This is a genomic window from Microcystis sp. BLCC-F210 (assembly GCF_042134685.1).
GTDB classification, from domain to species: Bacteria; Cyanobacteriota; Cyanobacteriia; order Cyanobacteriales; family Microcystaceae; genus Microcystis; species Microcystis aeruginosa_D.
Map to the genome: position 1 here is coordinate 2,932,501 of NZ_CP169647.1, position 15,806 is coordinate 2,948,306.

Annotated in this window: 9 protein-coding genes and 2 pseudogenes (1 of these 11 running past the window's edge); 6 read left to right on the plus strand and 5 right to left on the minus strand. The window is 44.9% G+C overall.

Annotation, left to right across the window (positions count from 1 at the left end; genetic code table 11):
* Positions 1 to 584, plus strand: a pseudogene (locus tag ACE3JL_RS14095) (ABC transporter permease); its annotated part reaches 361 nt to the left of the window's first position; the annotation flags it as partial.
* Here the strand turns inward: ACE3JL_RS14095 and ACE3JL_RS14100 are convergent.
* A pseudogene (locus ACE3JL_RS14100) lies at positions 578 to 688 on the minus strand (DUF4277 domain-containing protein); the annotation flags it as partial. The pseudogenes ACE3JL_RS14095 and ACE3JL_RS14100 overlap by 7 nt on opposite strands.
* Positions 689 to 1,202: 514 nt before the next feature.
* Between ACE3JL_RS14100 and metH the strand changes: the two are divergent.
* Positions 1,203 to 4,766 carry a methionine synthase gene (gene metH / locus ACE3JL_RS14105; protein WP_375327748.1) on the plus strand — a complete coding sequence of 1,188 codons (3,564 nt, stop codon included), beginning with the start codon at positions 1,203 to 1,205 and terminating at the stop codon, positions 4,764 to 4,766.
* Between the two features lie 53 nt (positions 4,767 to 4,819).
* Here metH and ACE3JL_RS14110 read toward each other — a convergent pair whose 3' ends face one another.
* On the minus strand, positions 4,820 to 5,506 hold the full coding sequence (locus tag ACE3JL_RS14110; protein ID WP_271992168.1) for a hypothetical protein: 687 nt from the start codon (positions 5,504 to 5,506) through the stop codon (positions 4,820 to 4,822).
* Positions 5,507 to 5,572: 66 nt separating this feature from the next.
* Between ACE3JL_RS14110 and hisD the strand changes: the two genes are divergently transcribed.
* Both hisD and ACE3JL_RS14120 read left to right on the plus strand, forming a co-directional pair.
* Positions 5,573 to 6,877: a histidinol dehydrogenase gene (gene hisD / locus ACE3JL_RS14115; RefSeq protein ID WP_375327749.1), complete on the plus strand. Its 1,305-nt coding sequence runs from the start codon at positions 5,573 to 5,575 to the stop codon at positions 6,875 to 6,877.
* Between the two features lie 356 nt (positions 6,878 to 7,233).
* Positions 7,234 to 7,605, plus strand: a complete 372-nt coding sequence (locus tag ACE3JL_RS14120; protein ID WP_271992170.1) for an excalibur calcium-binding domain-containing protein — start codon at positions 7,234 to 7,236, stop codon at positions 7,603 to 7,605.
* Here ACE3JL_RS14120 and ACE3JL_RS14125 read toward each other — a convergent pair.
* Positions 7,602 to 8,675, minus strand: a complete 1,074-nt coding sequence (locus tag ACE3JL_RS14125) for a Gfo/Idh/MocA family protein (RefSeq protein WP_002791832.1) — start codon at positions 8,673 to 8,675, stop codon at positions 7,602 to 7,604. The two genes, ACE3JL_RS14120 and ACE3JL_RS14125, sit on opposite strands and share 4 nt — an antisense overlap.
* 216 nt (positions 8,676 to 8,891) lie before the next feature.
* Between ACE3JL_RS14125 and ACE3JL_RS14130 the strand changes: the two genes are divergently transcribed.
* Together ACE3JL_RS14130 and ACE3JL_RS14135 are read left to right on the plus strand one after the other, a co-directional pair.
* Entirely contained in the window at positions 8,892 to 9,464 is a 573-nt protein-coding gene (locus tag ACE3JL_RS14130) for a shikimate kinase (protein WP_271992172.1), read from the plus strand.
* Positions 9,464 to 9,784 (plus strand): cupin domain-containing protein, encoded by a 321-nt coding sequence (locus ACE3JL_RS14135; protein WP_002742932.1) that lies wholly within the window; start codon positions 9,464 to 9,466, stop codon positions 9,782 to 9,784. Before ACE3JL_RS14130 ends, ACE3JL_RS14135 begins: the two co-directional genes overlap by 1 nt.
* Before the next feature lie 17 nt (positions 9,785 to 9,801).
* Here the strand turns inward: ACE3JL_RS14135 and hemW are convergent, their stop codons facing one another.
* Positions 9,802 to 10,974, minus strand: coding sequence for a radical SAM family heme chaperone HemW (gene hemW, locus ACE3JL_RS14140; RefSeq protein WP_375327750.1), 1,173 nt, complete (start codon positions 10,972 to 10,974; stop codon positions 9,802 to 9,804).
* A 177-nt stretch (positions 10,975 to 11,151) separates the two neighbouring features.
* On the minus strand, positions 11,152 to 15,756 hold the full coding sequence (gene gltB / locus ACE3JL_RS14145) for a glutamate synthase large subunit (RefSeq protein WP_375327751.1): 4,605 nt from the start codon (positions 15,754 to 15,756) through the stop codon (positions 11,152 to 11,154).
* Positions 15,757 to 15,806: the final 50 nt, after the last annotated feature.

Below are 15,806 nucleotides of genomic sequence, written 5' to 3' on the forward strand. Positions count from 1 at the left end.
TTGGATTGGGTATTATCACTGCTTCCCGTCCGAATACTCTCTTGGATGTGGGGGGGCGTTTATTTGGTTTGATAACTTATTCTTTGCCGATTTTTTGGGTGGGAATGCTCTTACAGCTGATTTTTGCGGTGCAGTTGCGCTGGTTTCCTTTGGGGACTCGTTTTCCTTTGAGTGAGACTCCACCGCAGGCAATTACGGGTTTATACACCTTTGATAGTCTGATGACTCTACAACTGGATAAGTTGCCTACGGCTTTTTATTATTTAGCTTTACCTAGTTTTACTCTCGGTGTTCTTTTGAGTGGTATTTTTGAACGGATGGTGCGAGTTAATCTGAAACACACTTTGCAAGCGGACTATGTTGATGCGGCCAAAGCTAGAGGAATACCAGAAAAAACGATTATGATTGCCCATGCGCTTAAAAATGCTCTGATTCCCTTAATTACTCTCTTCGGTTTGACTTTTGCTGCTCTTTTGGCCGGTGCCGTCTTGACGGAGGTTACTTTTTCTTGGCCTGGTTTGGGCAATCAGTTATATCGCGCCATTTCTCTGCGGGATTACCCAACAGTCCAGGGATTAATGGAGACTTGTTCGTTGATAATTTCAACGATCCCTATTTCATCAATAATTCTAGCTACTAATCCCAGATGGTCTAGATTGTTAACCTGAATTTCTGTTGATTGATTCATGGTTGAACAGACCACTCACCTAAGTTTTCTGACAATTGCTATTTTTTCATAATTAGGGGTCTCATACTAAATCCGTTGAGTACAGGCTAGTTATGAGGAGAGGCACTCATGCAAGAGGCAAAAGGCAAAGGGGAATAAATAATCAGTCTAAATCCGTTGAGTACAGGCTAGTTATGAGGAGAGGCAAAAGGCAAAGGGGAATAAATAATCAGTTTTTAATAACCAGATTTAGTATCAAGACCCCCCTAGCTGGTGCAGAGAAAACCCTGACCAACTAAGTCTTTTTACTCAAGTCTTTAGAGGGGGACGGCCAATGGGACAGTTGAGGATGCGGAATGTGGGTTGTTAAGACTTTATGGGAGCGCCGGAGTTCGGGAGAGTTCCCAGATTCTGTCTTATGTACAAGTTGTTGCCTCTTGTCTTCAGAAGCTGACCGATGAAATGCGGACGATAGCAGATTTTTAGTAACCGTATTACAATAAACTTTCAAAATGCTATGGCAGTAAATCTCTCTATGAATAGCCCCTTTCTTGACTACCTCAACGGTCCCAAGCATCCCGTCCTCGTCTTTGATGGAGCGATGGGAACTTCCCTGCAAAGCCAAAATCTGACGGCCGAGGACTTTGGTGGGGCAGAATACGAAGGTTGTAACGAGTATCTTGTCCATACTAAACCTAGCGCCGTAGCGAAAGTCCACGAAGCCTTTTTAGCAGTGGGTGCGGATGTGATTGAAACCGATACCTTCGGGGGAACCTCGATAGTTTTAGCCGAGTACGATTTAGCCGATCAAGCCTATTATCTCAACAAAAGCGCCGCCGAACTGGCCAAAGCTTGCGCTAATAAATACTCTACCCCCGAAAAACCCCGTTTTGTGGCGGGTTCCATGGGGCCAGGAACAAAACTGCCCACTTTGGGTCATATTGACTTTGATACGCTCAAAAATGCCTATGCGGAACAGGTAGAGGGTTTGTATGATGGCGGGGCAGATTTATTATTAGTAGAAACCTGTCAGGATGTCCTGCAAATTAAAGCGGCTTTAAATGCTATTGAGGAAGTATTTCAGAAAAAAGGTCAACGATTGCCCCTAATGGTTTCGGTGACGATGGAAACCATGGGAACGATGTTAGTAGGAACAGAAATTAACGCCGTTGTTTCTATTTTACAACCCTATAAAATTGATATTTTGGGACTTAACTGCGCCACTGGTCCCGATTTAATGAAACCCCATATTAAATATCTCTCGGAAAATTCCCCTTTTATTGTTTCTTGTATTCCTAATGCTGGTTTACCGGAAAATGTCGGCGGTCAAGCCCATTATCGCCTCACTCCCGTAGAATTAAAAATGGCTTTAATGCACTTTATCGAAGATTTGGGAGTACAAATTATCGGCGGTTGTTGTGGTACTCGTCCCGACCATATCCAAGCTTTAGCGGAACTAAGTCAGGGTTTAACTCCGAAATCTCGTCATTATCATTATGAACCCTCTGCCGCTTCTATTTACAGTACCCAACCCTATATTCAAGATAATTCTTTTCTAATTGTCGGGGAAAAATTAAACGCCAGTGGTTCTAAAAAATGTCGGGAACTGCTCAATGCTGAAGACTGGGATAGTTTAGTATCGATGGCGAAAGCGCAGGTAAAAGAAGGAGCGCATATTCTCGATGTCAACGTCGATTATGTAGGCCGGGATGGGGTGCGCGATATGCACCAATTAGCCTCTCGTTTAGTTAATAATGTCACCCTACCTTTAATGTTAGATTCCACCGAATGGGAAAAAATGGAAGCGGGGTTAAAAGTAGCGGGGGGTAAATGTATCCTCAACTCTACTAACTACGAAGACGGGGAACCGCGTTTTTATCAAGTCTTGGATTTAGCGAAAAAATACGGCGCAGCGGTAGTAATTGGAACCATTGATGAAGAAGGAATGGGACGTACTGCCGAGAAAAAATTCCAGATAGCTAAACGGGCCTATTATGGGGCGATAGAATACGGAATTCCTCCCTACGAAATCTTTTTTGATCCTCTAGCTTTACCGATTTCTACTGGTATCGAAGAAGACCGAGAAAATGGCAAGGCTACTATCGAAGCAATGCGCCGAATTCGCCAAGAACTGCCCGAATGTCACATTCTTTTAGGTGTGTCTAATATATCCTTTGGGTTGAATCCGGCAGCGCGTCAGGTATTAAATTCCGTCTTCCTTCACGAAGCGATGCAGGTGGGTATGGATGGGGCAATCGTCAGCGCTAATAAGATTCTTCCTTTGGCAAAAATTGAACCAGAATATCAGCAAATTTGTCGAGATTTAATCTATGATAATCGTCGTTTTGATGGCGATATATGTGTTTATGATCCCCTAACCAAATTAACCGAATTATTTGCGGGAAAAACTACTAAAAAAGACCCCTCTAGTAATGCTAATTTACCCGTGGAGGAACGCTTAAAACAGCATATTATTGATGGGGAAAGATTGGGACTGGAAGACGCTTTAAAGCAAGCTTTACAGGACTATCCACCCCTAGATATTATTAATATTTTTCTCCTAGATGGGATGAAGGTAGTGGGTGAGTTATTTGGTTCGGGACAAATGCAGTTACCTTTTGTTCTCCAATCGGCCCAAACTATGAAAGCGGCCGTGGCCTTTTTAGAACCCTTTATGGAGAAAAAAGAGGGGGATAATAATGCCAAAGGGACTTTTATTATCGCAACAGTTAAAGGGGATGTTCACGATATTGGTAAAAACTTAGTTGATATTATCTTGACCAATAACGGCTATAGAGTGATTAATTTGGGCATTAAACAACCTGTAGAAAATATCATCGAAGCCTACAAAGAACATAAGGCCGATTGTATCGCCATGAGCGGTTTATTGGTGAAATCGACGGCTTTCATGAAGGAAAATCTAGAGGTTTTTAACGAAAAAGGAATCACCGTTCCTGTTATCCTTGGTGGGGCAGCTTTAACTCCCAAATTTGTCCATGATGACTGTCAAAAAACCTACAAGGGACAGGTTATCTATGGTAAAGATGCCTTCTCTGACCTGCATTTTATGGATAAATTAATGCCCGCTAAAGCTGGCGGTCAATGGGATGATAGTAAAGGCTTTTTAGGGAAGTTTGCCGAGACAGAAAAAACCCTGGTTGTTGCCGAAGAATTAAAGGTTAATCCCGATACTATTTTTACCGATGGCAGCGTCAACCAAGAATTAGTTATTGATACCCGTCGGTCCGAAGCGGTGGCAGTTGATATTCCCCGACCAACACCGCCCTTCTGGGGTACTAAAATATTAACAGCAGCAGAAATTCCCATCGAGGAGGTTTTCTGGTATTTAGATCTACAAGCTTTATTTGTCGGTCAATGGCAATTCCGCAAACCCAAAAGCCAATCGAAGCAAGAATACGACCAGTTTTTACAGGAAAAAGTTCATCCAATTCTAGCAGCATGGAAAGAGAAAATTGTCAAGGAAAATTTACTCAACCCTACATTAATTTATGGTTATTTTCCCTGTCAGTCGTCCAGTAATTCCCTGTTAATTTACGATCCCGAATCGATACAAGCAGGCGAAAACCCCGAAAATCTGCAACCGAGTGCCATTTTTGAGTTTCCTCGCCAGAAATCTGGTCGTCGTCTCTGTATTGCTGACTTTTTCGCCCCGCAGGAATCCGGGATTATCGACGTTTTCCCGATGCAAGCGGTGACAGTGGGGGAAATCGCCACGGAATACGCTAAATCTCTCTTTGATGCCAACGAATATACTGAATACCTCTATTATCACGGCATGGCTGTGCAAACCGCCGAAGCCATGGCTGAATGGACCCACACCCGCATCCGTCGCGAGTTAGGTTTCGCAGAGTTCGATCCCGATAATATCCGCGATATACTGCAACAGCGTTACCAGGGTTCTCGCTATAGTTTCGGCTATCCCGCTTGTCCCAATATTCAGGACCAATACAAGCAACTAGATCTGTTAGGATGCGATCGCATTGGAATGTATATGGACGAAAGCGAACAGTTGTACCCAGAACAATCCACCACCGCCATTATCACCTATCACCCCACTGCTAAATACTTTAGTACCTAATCAGTGATCAGTTATCAGTAATCAAGTGTGAGTTTTCGGTGGACAGTACATAATTAGGGCAGCCATTCCAGTAAAATCCCCAGGGAGCTATCTTTACGAGCGCGGGAATTTTGGGATTGAATATCGGCAGCTAAACGTAAATTAGAGGTAATCGCATAACCAACTGAAAGAGTAGTCAATCCCACCTCGTTATCACCACCGGGGGAGATAAAACTCTGACTAACGGTAATATCTGCCGCCCCCGTGCGAGAAAGAGCTAATTTGAGCTTTAATCCTAAGTTAAGCCCATCGGTGCTGTAATTTCCTGTTTGAATGTAACGATAGCCCACCATGGGAGCTAGATTGACATAATCACCCAAAGGGAGGAGATAGTATTGTAAATTTCCTCCTATTGCCGTCCTTTTGCCGTTAAAAGCTGTCTGATAATCGCCGCTTAGGGTTAAACTGGTTTGACCGAAAAACACATCTTCTACCCCCAAAATCACGCCACTGGAATTATCGCTAGAAGGAAACTCTGCATATCCCAAGCGGATACGAGTGCGAAAACTAGGATCGCGGCGAATATCTTCGGCGATATCGGGTATTTTTTCTAACCAACGCTCTAAAACCGGGCTTTCTTGCCGAATTTTCGGATCCAAGTCTAAATCCGTTTCTGCCCACACAGCACCACTCGCCCCCCATAATAAACCAAGAGCGATCGCATTTACAGAACAGCAAGAGAGCTTAAACATGATCTGCATTATAATCAAAAAAGATTCAGATTCCCCGCTATTCTTGAGAGGAAGGGGGCAGTAGGAGCAGCAATAGTGGTCAGAATATTAAAACTTTCGCAATTAAGTAGCGCGGAACGGGCAAAACTTCAGAAAAGAGCCGAGTTAGATATTGATAACGCCCTTAAAGTCGCTCAAACAGTGATAGAAACCATCCGCGAGCGGGGGGATGCTGGCGTTGTGGACTATGTGCGGCGTTTTGACTACGAGGGTGCGACGGTAGAAAATATCAAAGTCAGCGAGGCAGAATTTGAGCAGGCTTTTCAGTTAATTGAACCAGAAGTAAAAACCGCCATTGAACAGGCTTTCCGGAATATTCAAGAGGTACACCGTCGCCAAATGCCGGAAGAAATACAACTGGCAGAAATTGAAACTGGTGTCTTTGCTGGCGAAAAAATCTCTCCTATCCCGAATGTGGGTTTATACGTTCCCCGGGGCCGCGGCGCTTTTCCTTCAATGATGCTAATGTTAGCCATACCGGCAATGGTGGCAGGAGTGGAAAGAGTTGTCGTTTGCACTCCCCCCGATAAACAGGGCAACGTGGAACCGGTTTCTCTGGTGGCGGCGCGCATGGCGGGAGTCACAGAAATTTATAAGTTAGGGGGCGTACAAGCGATCGCAGCTTTAGCTCTGGGAACAAAAAATATCAAAAGGGTTGACAAAATTACCGGTCCGTGCAGCGTCTATGGAGCGGCGGCCAAGCGGTTACTGTTCGGCACTGTAGATGTGGGTTTACCGGCAGGTCCGAGTGAGTCAATAGTTTTGGCCGATGAGTCCACCGATGCCCGTTTAGCGGCCTTGGATTTATTAATTGAAGCGGAACATGGGGCGGATTCGGCGGCTTTATTAGTCACTCATTGTGAACAGGTTGCGATCGCTGCTAGGGAATATGCTCTGGAATACCTGCAAAAACTCCCGGATTGGCGACGGGAATTTTGCGAGGCCGGTTTAGCCGCCTATGGGGGCATAATTTTAACCGATAGTTTGCAGCAATCCCTCGATTTTGTCAATGAGTACGCCCCGGAACATCTAGAGCTTTTAGTTAGTAATCCTTTTGCCATTCTGGGCAAGATTAAAAATGCCGGAGAAATTCTCCTAGGAAATCATACTCCTTCCTCTATGGCTACCTACGCCATCGGGGTAAATGCTGTGCTGCCGACGGGAAGTTTTGCCCGTTCCTATTCGGCGGTTTCGGTTTATGATTTTCTCAAGCGCTCCACTTTGGCTTATGTCACCCCTGAAGGCTTTGAAAAGTTAAAAGAAACCACGAAAACTTTAGCCGAGTACGAGGGTTTTCCCGCCCATAAATTAGCAATTCAACAAAGGGAAACTTTACTCTAAATAGGGCTTGCTGAAAAAGTACGGGCGAAGCATTCGGGCAATAACCTATCGGTGAAACCGTAGATTTTTTATCCGAATGCTTCGCCCCTACAGGACGCGGGCCGATGAAGACGCAAGGTTTTGAAGCACGATTCTCTCAAATTTGGCTTATGTTACCTCCGAAGGCTTTGAAAAGTTAAAAGAAACCACGAAAACTTTAGCCGAGTACAAGGGTTTTCCCGCCCATAAATTGGCAATTCAACAAAGGGAAAAGTTACTCTAAATAGGGGAATCAGGAAACAGGGAATAACTCTGATTTATTATCCTGTCTCCTATCTAGTAATATGATTAAGAGCAGAGAATCAGGCAAGCATTTTATGAAAAAAGTAATTGTTATTGTAATTCTGGGTTTTCTGAGCGAACAAGTATCAATAAAATCACCAATTTCTGGCCATAAAACCATCAATAATTTAGCCGTAGCTAACAACAATAATCGTCCCACTCCCCAGAAAAAACCTAGTCCTTCTCCACAATTCCGCTGCGATGGTAGAACTCACTGTTCCCAGATGACCTTCTGTGCAGAAGCGACTTTTTTCCTGAGAAATTGCCCCAATGTCAAAATGGATGGAGACGGTGATAGAGTTCCCTGTGAAAGTCAATGGTGTGGGAAAAAATCCTCAGAAAAATGTGGGGAAAGTTCTCACTCACCCCAATTCTCTGACTTAAAGAATCGGGGTGAAAACAATTAAGAAGCAGTAATCACGGGAGAATTAAGATATTGATAATTCCAGTCCGATTGTTGCCAAACGCGACCATCAAGGGCAATTTGTTCGATTAAACTAGCTAATCGTAAAGCTTTTAAAGCTTGTTCCCCACCGACAGAAGGTTGGTCTCCACCGCGCACACAATGAACAAAATGTTCTAATTCTGCGTGTAGAGGTTCAATATTGCTAGTATAAACCTTTTCAATTAAACCATCTTGACGGTAGAGAACTTGACCGTAATCGGTGCTATAGTTAGCGGTGGTTTGCCGATGAATGAGGATTTCATTATTGAGAAAATCCGCTTCCGTGAGAGAATTTTTACAGTGGGCCGCTAAACGGCGAATCTTGCGATGAGTCACCTTACTAGCGGTTAAATTAGCCACCACTCCATTACTAAAACCAAGGGTTGCAGTGACATAATCGAGATAACCGGAATCAGTGGCAGCGCGACTACCACTAGCGGTTAATTTCACCACGGGAGCGGCGACTAATTCTAAAATTAAATCTATATCGTGGATCATTAAATCTAACACCACCGACACATCATTAGCGCGCTGGGAATAGGGACTCATGCGATGGGATTCAATCGCTAAAATCTCCTCGGTTTTCAAGACCTTCGATAACTCTTGGAAAGCGGGATTAAAACGCTCGATATGACCCACTTGCAGAATACAATCGTGATCGGCTGCTGCGTTGACTAAAGATTCCGCTTCACTAATACTAGCGGCGATCGGTTTCTCGATCAAGGTATGTACTCCCCCTTGCAGACAGTCCATCCCGACTCGATGGTGTAACCGCGTGGGGACAGCGATACAAACCGCATCTACCCTAGGTAAGAGGTCTAAATAATTTTCAAAAAAACGGACTCGGTATTTACTGGCAGTTTCCAGTCCCTTTTCGACGTTGACATCGGCCACCCCGACGAATTCCACGTCTTTTAATAAACTCAGGATGCGACTATGGTGTTGTCCCATGTTACCGACCCCGATAACCCCGACTTTAATCGGTTTGAGTTGATTTCTATTACCCGGAAAGTTTGCTGGTTGATTGGACATGAATTTTAGACTCCTGTGTTCACACTCCTCACACCACTTGATTAAATTAATCAAGCTGATTTTGTCGATGAATTACCAAGATGGTATCATGATTATCCAGATTCTGACACGATGTCGGTGTCAATGGGGGTTCTAAGAAGATTTTCTGATTTCACCTGCGGGTTTTCACTCCTAAATGCTTATCAAAAAATCATCCCTGAGTAGCGAGGACTACATATGGACAATTCAACGGATTTTAACTCCTTACGGGGATTAAGTGTTTTCTTGCTAGGAATGATGGGATCTGGCAAATCCACCCTGGGAGAGTTGCTTTCCCGACGGTTACAATATCGTTTTTTTGATACAGATATATTAATAGAAAGGGTGGCAGGAAAGAAAATTAAGGAAATTTTTGCCGACGAGGGAGAAGCGACTTTTCGGGAGTTAGAAACCCAAGTTTTGGCCGAATTATCCTCTCTGACTAAAACTGTGATTGCCACCGGGGGAGGGATGGTTTTAAAACCGATAAATTGGAGTTATCTTCGTCACGGTTTAATGATTTGGTTAGATGTTCCCCTAGAAGTTTTGGTTAAACGTTTAAAACAAGATACCTCTCGTCCCCTGCTCGAGTCCACTGATTTAGAAAGTAAACTAGAATTATTATTAGAACAAAGACGAGGACTTTATGCAGAAGCAGATCTTCGGATTGTTGTTTCTGACCTAGATACACCTGCTGATATCGTTGAGAAAATTTTAACAGCAATACCGACGGTGATTAAAGATTTTCATCCAGAAAGAGAAAATAACTGATGATAGCAGCTTCAATTTTTGATTTACCCGAACTAATTCCCGACCGAGAAATTCTGGAAATTTTAGCTCAAAGTCAAGCTATTCGTCTGGAAAGAATTATTTCCACTGGTCAAACCACTCCCATCGGTCAATGGTACGATCAATCTGACTTTGAATGGGTGATTTTATTACAGGGATTCGCTGAGATTAGTTATGAGGATGGCAGCCAAGTTAATCTGCAAGCTGGGGATTATCTCCTGATTCCTCCTCACCAAAAGCATCGCGTCGAATTTACTAGCAATAATCCCCCTTGTATTTGGTTAGCTATCTATTATCGCTAGTGAAATATAGTTTCTGACTATTGCCAGCGCTCGAATAAATCGGTTAAAACGATATTAGAAAACAAAAAACCTTCGGGGTCGCTTAATCTTACCCTGCTATCACCCTCAATTATTACTAGATTGCGCTGTTTATGCGGCTCTAAGACCTCTAAAATTGCTTTTTTGATTTCCGAACCAAAATTAGTTTCAATTGCGGGTAAACTCACCCCTTCCGCTAATCTTAACCCTAGCATTAAGGTTTCGAGAAGATCATCGATAAAACTATTTTTCTCCACGTCAATCTGACAGCCTTCTTTTACCCAAGCGAAATAGTCACGACTTTTGCGCGGACGGGTAAAACGTTGTTGATGGAGATAACTAGCAGCCCCCATACCAAAACCGTAATAGGGACGATTTTCCCAGTAAACTCGATTATGTTGGCATTGATAACCCGGTTTGGCATAGTTAGAAATTTCGTAATGTTGATAACCGGCTAAAGCTAGTTTTTCACCGGCTAAAACATACATTTTCGCCGTGGTTTCATCATCGGGTAAGGGTTTTTTCCCGGGTTGATACTGTTTACCGAAAGGAGTAACCGCTTCTAAGACTAAATCGTAACAGGAAAGATGGGCCGGTTGCAGTTCGATCGCTTTTTCTAGGGAATTTTCCCAATCTGTCAGGGTTTGTTGTGGCAATCCCGAAATCAAATCCAAACTATAGTTAACTATTCCCAATCCCTGAATTAATTCCACTGCCTGATAGATATCCTTAACAGTATGCGATCGACCGGAAACCTGTAATAATGGTTCTTGAAAAGCCTGTACTCCTAAACTAACCCGATTGATTCCTGCGCTAAGATAACCCTGTAATTGTTCTAAACTAAAGGTAGCCGGATCAATCTCCATAGACATCTCTATATCGGCCGCAAAATCAAACTTTTTGGCTAAAGTATCCAGAATTGATCCTAATAATTCCACCGGTAACAGGGAAGGAGTCCCCCCCCCAAAAAAAATTGTTTCTAGGGGTTTCCCCGTCCCCCGACTAAGGCTAATTTCTTCCTGTAATATTTCCACATACTCCACCACAGGGGGAAAAGTTGCCGGATTGGTGTGATTACCGACGACAAAAATCGGGAAATCACAGTAAAAACAGCGCCGACGACAAAAGGGAATATGAATATAAACCGAGGTTACAGGGTCAAAATAGGACATTAAAGCGCGTTGAACAAGAAAAATTTAAGCAAGATTTACCGGTAAAAGTCCAAAAATAAAGAGATAAATTTCGCAATTCTCAGATGGTGGGGATGGGCAGCATGGCCATTAATCAACTCCGCAGTCAAAAAATTAATCAATGGGTGCGTTAACCAAGAGTAACGCACCCCAAGGAAATTATACCGAAGTTAAGGTTTTCTCCGCGCTAATTTGCGCTTCGGGACTATCCGCTTCCGAGGGAGGGACCACTTGCCAGAATTGACCGAGATAGCTATCCCAATTAGCTAAAATTAACTTACCTTTGGGGCTATTAGTGCGTTCTACATGGGACTCAATTAAAGATTTTAACTGTTCCGCACCGGCAGCCGTGCCAACCCGTTGAATCTTGACAATTTCGGGGTTAAGTTTCTCCGGTAGGGATGGATCAAGAATATAAGCTAATCCTCCCGTCATCCCGGCGCCGACGTTGCGACCGACGGAACCAAGCACGACAATTATCCCCCCGGTCATATATTCACAGAGGTGATCCCCGGCCCCTTCGATAACTGCTTTCGCGGTGGAATTGCGGACAGCAAAACGTTCACCAGCGCGACCGTTCGCGTATAATACCCCACCGGTGGCCCCGTAGAGACAGGTATTACCGATAATAGCGTTATCTTCAGGCTGATAATTGGCGTTTTGGGGCGGTAAGATGACAATTTCGCCACCGTAGATGCCTTTACCCACATAATCGTTAGCTTCTCCCTCTAAATGGAGATTGACACCGGGTAAATTAAATGCTCCGAAACTTTGACCGGCCGCACCCTGGAAATTGAGCTTAATTTCGCCTTCAAAGCCATCATTACCGTATTTTTGGGCAATTACCCCCGCAATTCTCGCCCCGACGGAGCGATCGGTATTGACAATCCTGTAGGTTTTGCTGACGGTTTCCTGTTGCTCGATCGCCTGTTTAATCTCGCTATCTGCTAGAATCTCGTCATCGAGAACAGCACCGTTACTATGTACTTCCTCGTGCTGTAACCAAGAGCGATCGCTGCGGCCATCGGGTAAATTCAACAAACAATCGAGATTGAGGGATTCTGTCTTAGTTAAACGAGCATCGGAGCGCACTTTTAACAGATCCGACCGGCCAATCACCTCATTTAAACTGTGATAGCCTAATTTCGCCAATAATTGCCGCGTTTCCTCAGCCACCAAAGTGAAGAAATTGACCACATGAGCGGGAATTCCGGGAAAACGAGCGCGCAGACGTTCCTGCTGGGTAGCGACTCCCACAGGACAATTATTCGTGTGACAGACGCGGGCCATGATACACCCCTCGGCAATCATGGAAATGGAACCAAAACCGAATTCCTCCGCACCCATGAGAGCAGCCATGAGGATATCCCAACCGGTTTTTAGTCCCCCATCCGCACGCAAAATCACCCGATGACGCAGTTGATTTTCCATTAACATCCGATGCACTTCCGTCACTCCCAATTCCCAGGGACTACCCGCGTGTTTAATCGAACTTAGGGGTGATGCACCTGTACCACCATCGTGGCCGGAAATCTGGATAATATCAGCGTTAGCTTTGGCAACTCCGGCCGCAATTGTGCCGATACCGATCTCAGCCACTAATTTAACGGAAACTTTGGCCCGGGGGTTAATTTGGTGTAAATCGTAGATTAATTGCGCTAAATCTTCGATCGAGTAGATATCGTGGTGAGGAGGGGGAGAAATCAAGGTAACACCCGGTTTTGATCGCCGTAACATGGCAATATAGGGACTGACTTTTTTCCCGGGTAATTGACCTCCTTCTCCCGGTTTTGCTCCTTGGGCCATTTTAATCTCTAGCTGTTTTCCACTCATTAAGTATTCGGGAGTGACTCCAAAACGTCCCGAAGCTATCTGTTTAATGGCAGAATTGGCCGTATCACCGTTTTTTAAGCCGTTTAGATGGGGCATAGTTACGGAATGTCCTTCTTCATCCACATCGCTTAAGCTGGTGTAACGGATCGGATCTTCTCCCCCTTCTCCGGAATTGGACTTACCTCCGATGCGATTCATGGCGATCGCTAGGGTTTCGTGTGCTTCCCGGCCCAAGGCACCGAGGGACATTCCCCCTGTGCAGAAGCGTTGCAGGATACTTTCGATCGATTCTACTGCTTCGATGGCAATTGAGGCTCGATCGCTGTTAAATTCTAATAAATCGCGCAATGCAGTAACGGGTCTTTGCTGCAAGATTTGGCGATAGGTTTCGTAATGGTCATATCCTTCACCTTGGGAGTGAGCTGCTACTGCTTTATGGAGTGCTTTCGCCATTTCCGGGGAATTCATGTGGTATTCTCCCCCCGGACGGTAGTTGACAAACCCGTAGTTTTCTAGTTTTTTAGCGGTAAGATTGGGGAAAGCTTTACTATGGAATGCGATCGCTTCTTGGGCCACTTCCGCAATGCTTAAACCCCCGACGCGACTGGTAGTACCGTTAAAAGCTAGTTTAACTAAATCTGCCGATAATCCGATCGCCTCGAAAATTTGCGCCCCATGGTAGGAAGATAGGAGAGAAATACCCATTTTCGAGAGGATTTTCAGTAATCCTGCTTCTACGGATTTGCGGTAATTAATTAGGGCTTTTTCGAGGCTAATAGCTTCTAATTTGCCGTTTTCCATCAATTTCTGGGTTTTTGGCTCGATCCACCACTGGGCGATCGTTTCCAACGCAAGATAGGGACAAATTGCGGAAGCACCATAACCAATTAGACAAGCGAAGTGATGGGTACTCCAACATTGGGCCGTATCGATAACAATCGAAGCTTTTAAACGCAAGTGTGAGCGAATCAAGTGATGATGAACCGCACCAACTGCCAATAAAGGGGGAATATAGCTAGTTTTTTCGTCAATAGGAGCAGTTCTGTCACTGAGAATTAAAATCTCCGCTCCCGATGCTACTTTCTTGGCGGCCTCAGCGCACAAACTAGCGATCGCATCTTCTAATCCCCCCGGTCCGGTGGTCAGATCATAAAGGGTAGAAAGTTCGGCTGTTTTGTAGCTAGAGGTTTTAACTTTGGCTAATTCCGCATTATTGAGCAGGGGAGAGTCTAATTTCAGTAAATGTGCGTCATCAACCCCCAATTTAAGGATATTACCCCGTCGTCCCAGATACATAGTCAAGGACATGACTAAACTTTCCCGTAAAGGATCGATGGGAGGGTTAGTAACTTGGGCAAAACGTTGTTTAAAGTAATCGTAGAGAAGATGGGGTTTACTGGAGAGGACTGCTAGGGGAGTGTCATCACCCATACAGAAAGTCGGTTCTTTTCCCTGTTCTGCCATGGGAACGATAATCAGATCCACATCTTCGGCAGTATAACCGAAAGCGGTTTGCAGGGGAAGGAGATGACTAGGAGCGGGAATATCTATCGCTGTTTCTTTGTCAATAAAGGTGCGTTGGGATTTCACCCATTCACCGTAGGGATTAGCTCGGGCAATTTCCTGTTTAATCAGCCAATTACGCTTAATTTCGCCTTTTTCTAGGTCAACTGCGATCATTTGACCGGGGCCAAGACGACCTTTTTCCATAATGGTGGTTTCATCGAGGGGAATAGTTCCCGCTTCCGAGGAAACGACGATATAACCGTTGTTAGTAATGCTATAACGGGCCGGTCGCAAACCGTTGCGGTCCAAACAAGCGCCGACGATTCCCCCGTCACTAAATACCAGTAAAGCTGGACCGTCCCAGGGTTCCTGTAAACCGCTATAGTATTCGTAAAAGTCGATAATTTCGGGATAATCCTGTAAATCCGGCTGATTATTGTAGGCCTCCGGCACTAGGATCATAGCCGCTTCTAGGGGACTGCGACCGGTTCTCACCAATAATTCTAGGGCGCTATCGAGGTTATAGGAGTCGCTGTTAGCGGGGTTAACAATGGGGGTCAGAGATTGTAATTCTTCGTGAGTCCAACCTTGGGTTTCTAAAGCGGGTTCCCGAGCCGACATCCAGTTAATATTGCCCAAAAGAGTGTTAATTTCGCCGTTATGACCTAATAAGCGCATCGGTTGAGCGAGGGGCCATTTCGGTTGGGTATTGGTGCTAAAACGTCGGTGATAAATAGCAAATTGACTGCTATAGGCGGTATTTTGCAGGTCTAGATAGAATTCTCGCAGGATTTCGCCCCGTACCATGCCTTTATAGACAAGGGTGCGACAGGAAAAGGAACAGAAATAGAAATCATCGGCCAGTTGCTTACCGACTTCAGAACGGGCAATATAGAGTAGGCGATCGAATTGAGAACCGGCTAAATCAGGGGAAGTAACCAGAATTTGCTCGACGTAGGGCTGATTTTCCCTTGCTTGTCTTCCGAGGACTTCGGGACGGACGGGAACAGCGCGCCAACCTAAAATCTTAATATTATATTTATTGACAATTTCCTCAATATGTGCTTTAGCCTCGGATCGTTCCAGGTTCGCTTGGGGAAGAAAGACCATACCCACCCCTAGTCGCTCAGATTCTGGCATATTTAAGCCATTTTCGGCGAACCAAGGAGCGAGGACATCTCTGGGGATAGCGGTCATCATACCGGAACCGTCACCAGAATCCTGATCGGCGCTGCAGCCTCCTCGGTGTTCCAAACAACCTAAGGCTAAAAGGGCCTGTTCAATCAGTTGATGGCTGCCAGAACCGCGCACATCGGCAATAAAACCGACTCCGCAAGCGTCCCGTTCCTCTACGAGCCATGGGGGACCCCAATAGGGATCGATTTGGTGTATATTGTCGGTTTTTAGGTTATTTTGTTGCGCCATAGAAGTTATCCTTAGGGTCGTTGTCTAGAGGGGTGAGATAGCTGGTCTGC

Coding starts and splice junctions, on each gene's coding strand:
- metH (WP_375327748.1), top strand. CDS start 1,203: ATGAATAGCCCCTTTCTTGACTACCTCAACGGTCCCAAGCATCCCGTC.
- ACE3JL_RS14130 (WP_271992172.1), top strand. CDS start 8,892: ATGGACAATTCAACGGATTTTAACTCCTTACGGGGATTAAGTGTTTTC.
- gltB (WP_375327751.1), bottom strand. CDS start 15,756: ATGGCGCAACAAAATAACCTAAAAACCGACAATATACACCAAATCGAT.
- ACE3JL_RS14125 (WP_002791832.1), bottom strand. CDS start 8,675: ATGTCCAATCAACCAGCAAACTTTCCGGGTAATAGAAATCAACTCAAA.
- ACE3JL_RS14120 (WP_271992170.1), top strand. CDS start 7,234: ATGAAAAAAGTAATTGTTATTGTAATTCTGGGTTTTCTGAGCGAACAA.
- hemW (WP_375327750.1), bottom strand. CDS start 10,974: ATGTCCTATTTTGACCCTGTAACCTCGGTTTATATTCATATTCCCTTT.
- ACE3JL_RS14110 (WP_271992168.1), bottom strand. CDS start 5,506: ATGCAGATCATGTTTAAGCTCTCTTGCTGTTCTGTAAATGCGATCGCT.
- ACE3JL_RS14135 (WP_002742932.1), top strand. CDS start 9,464: ATGATAGCAGCTTCAATTTTTGATTTACCCGAACTAATTCCCGACCGA.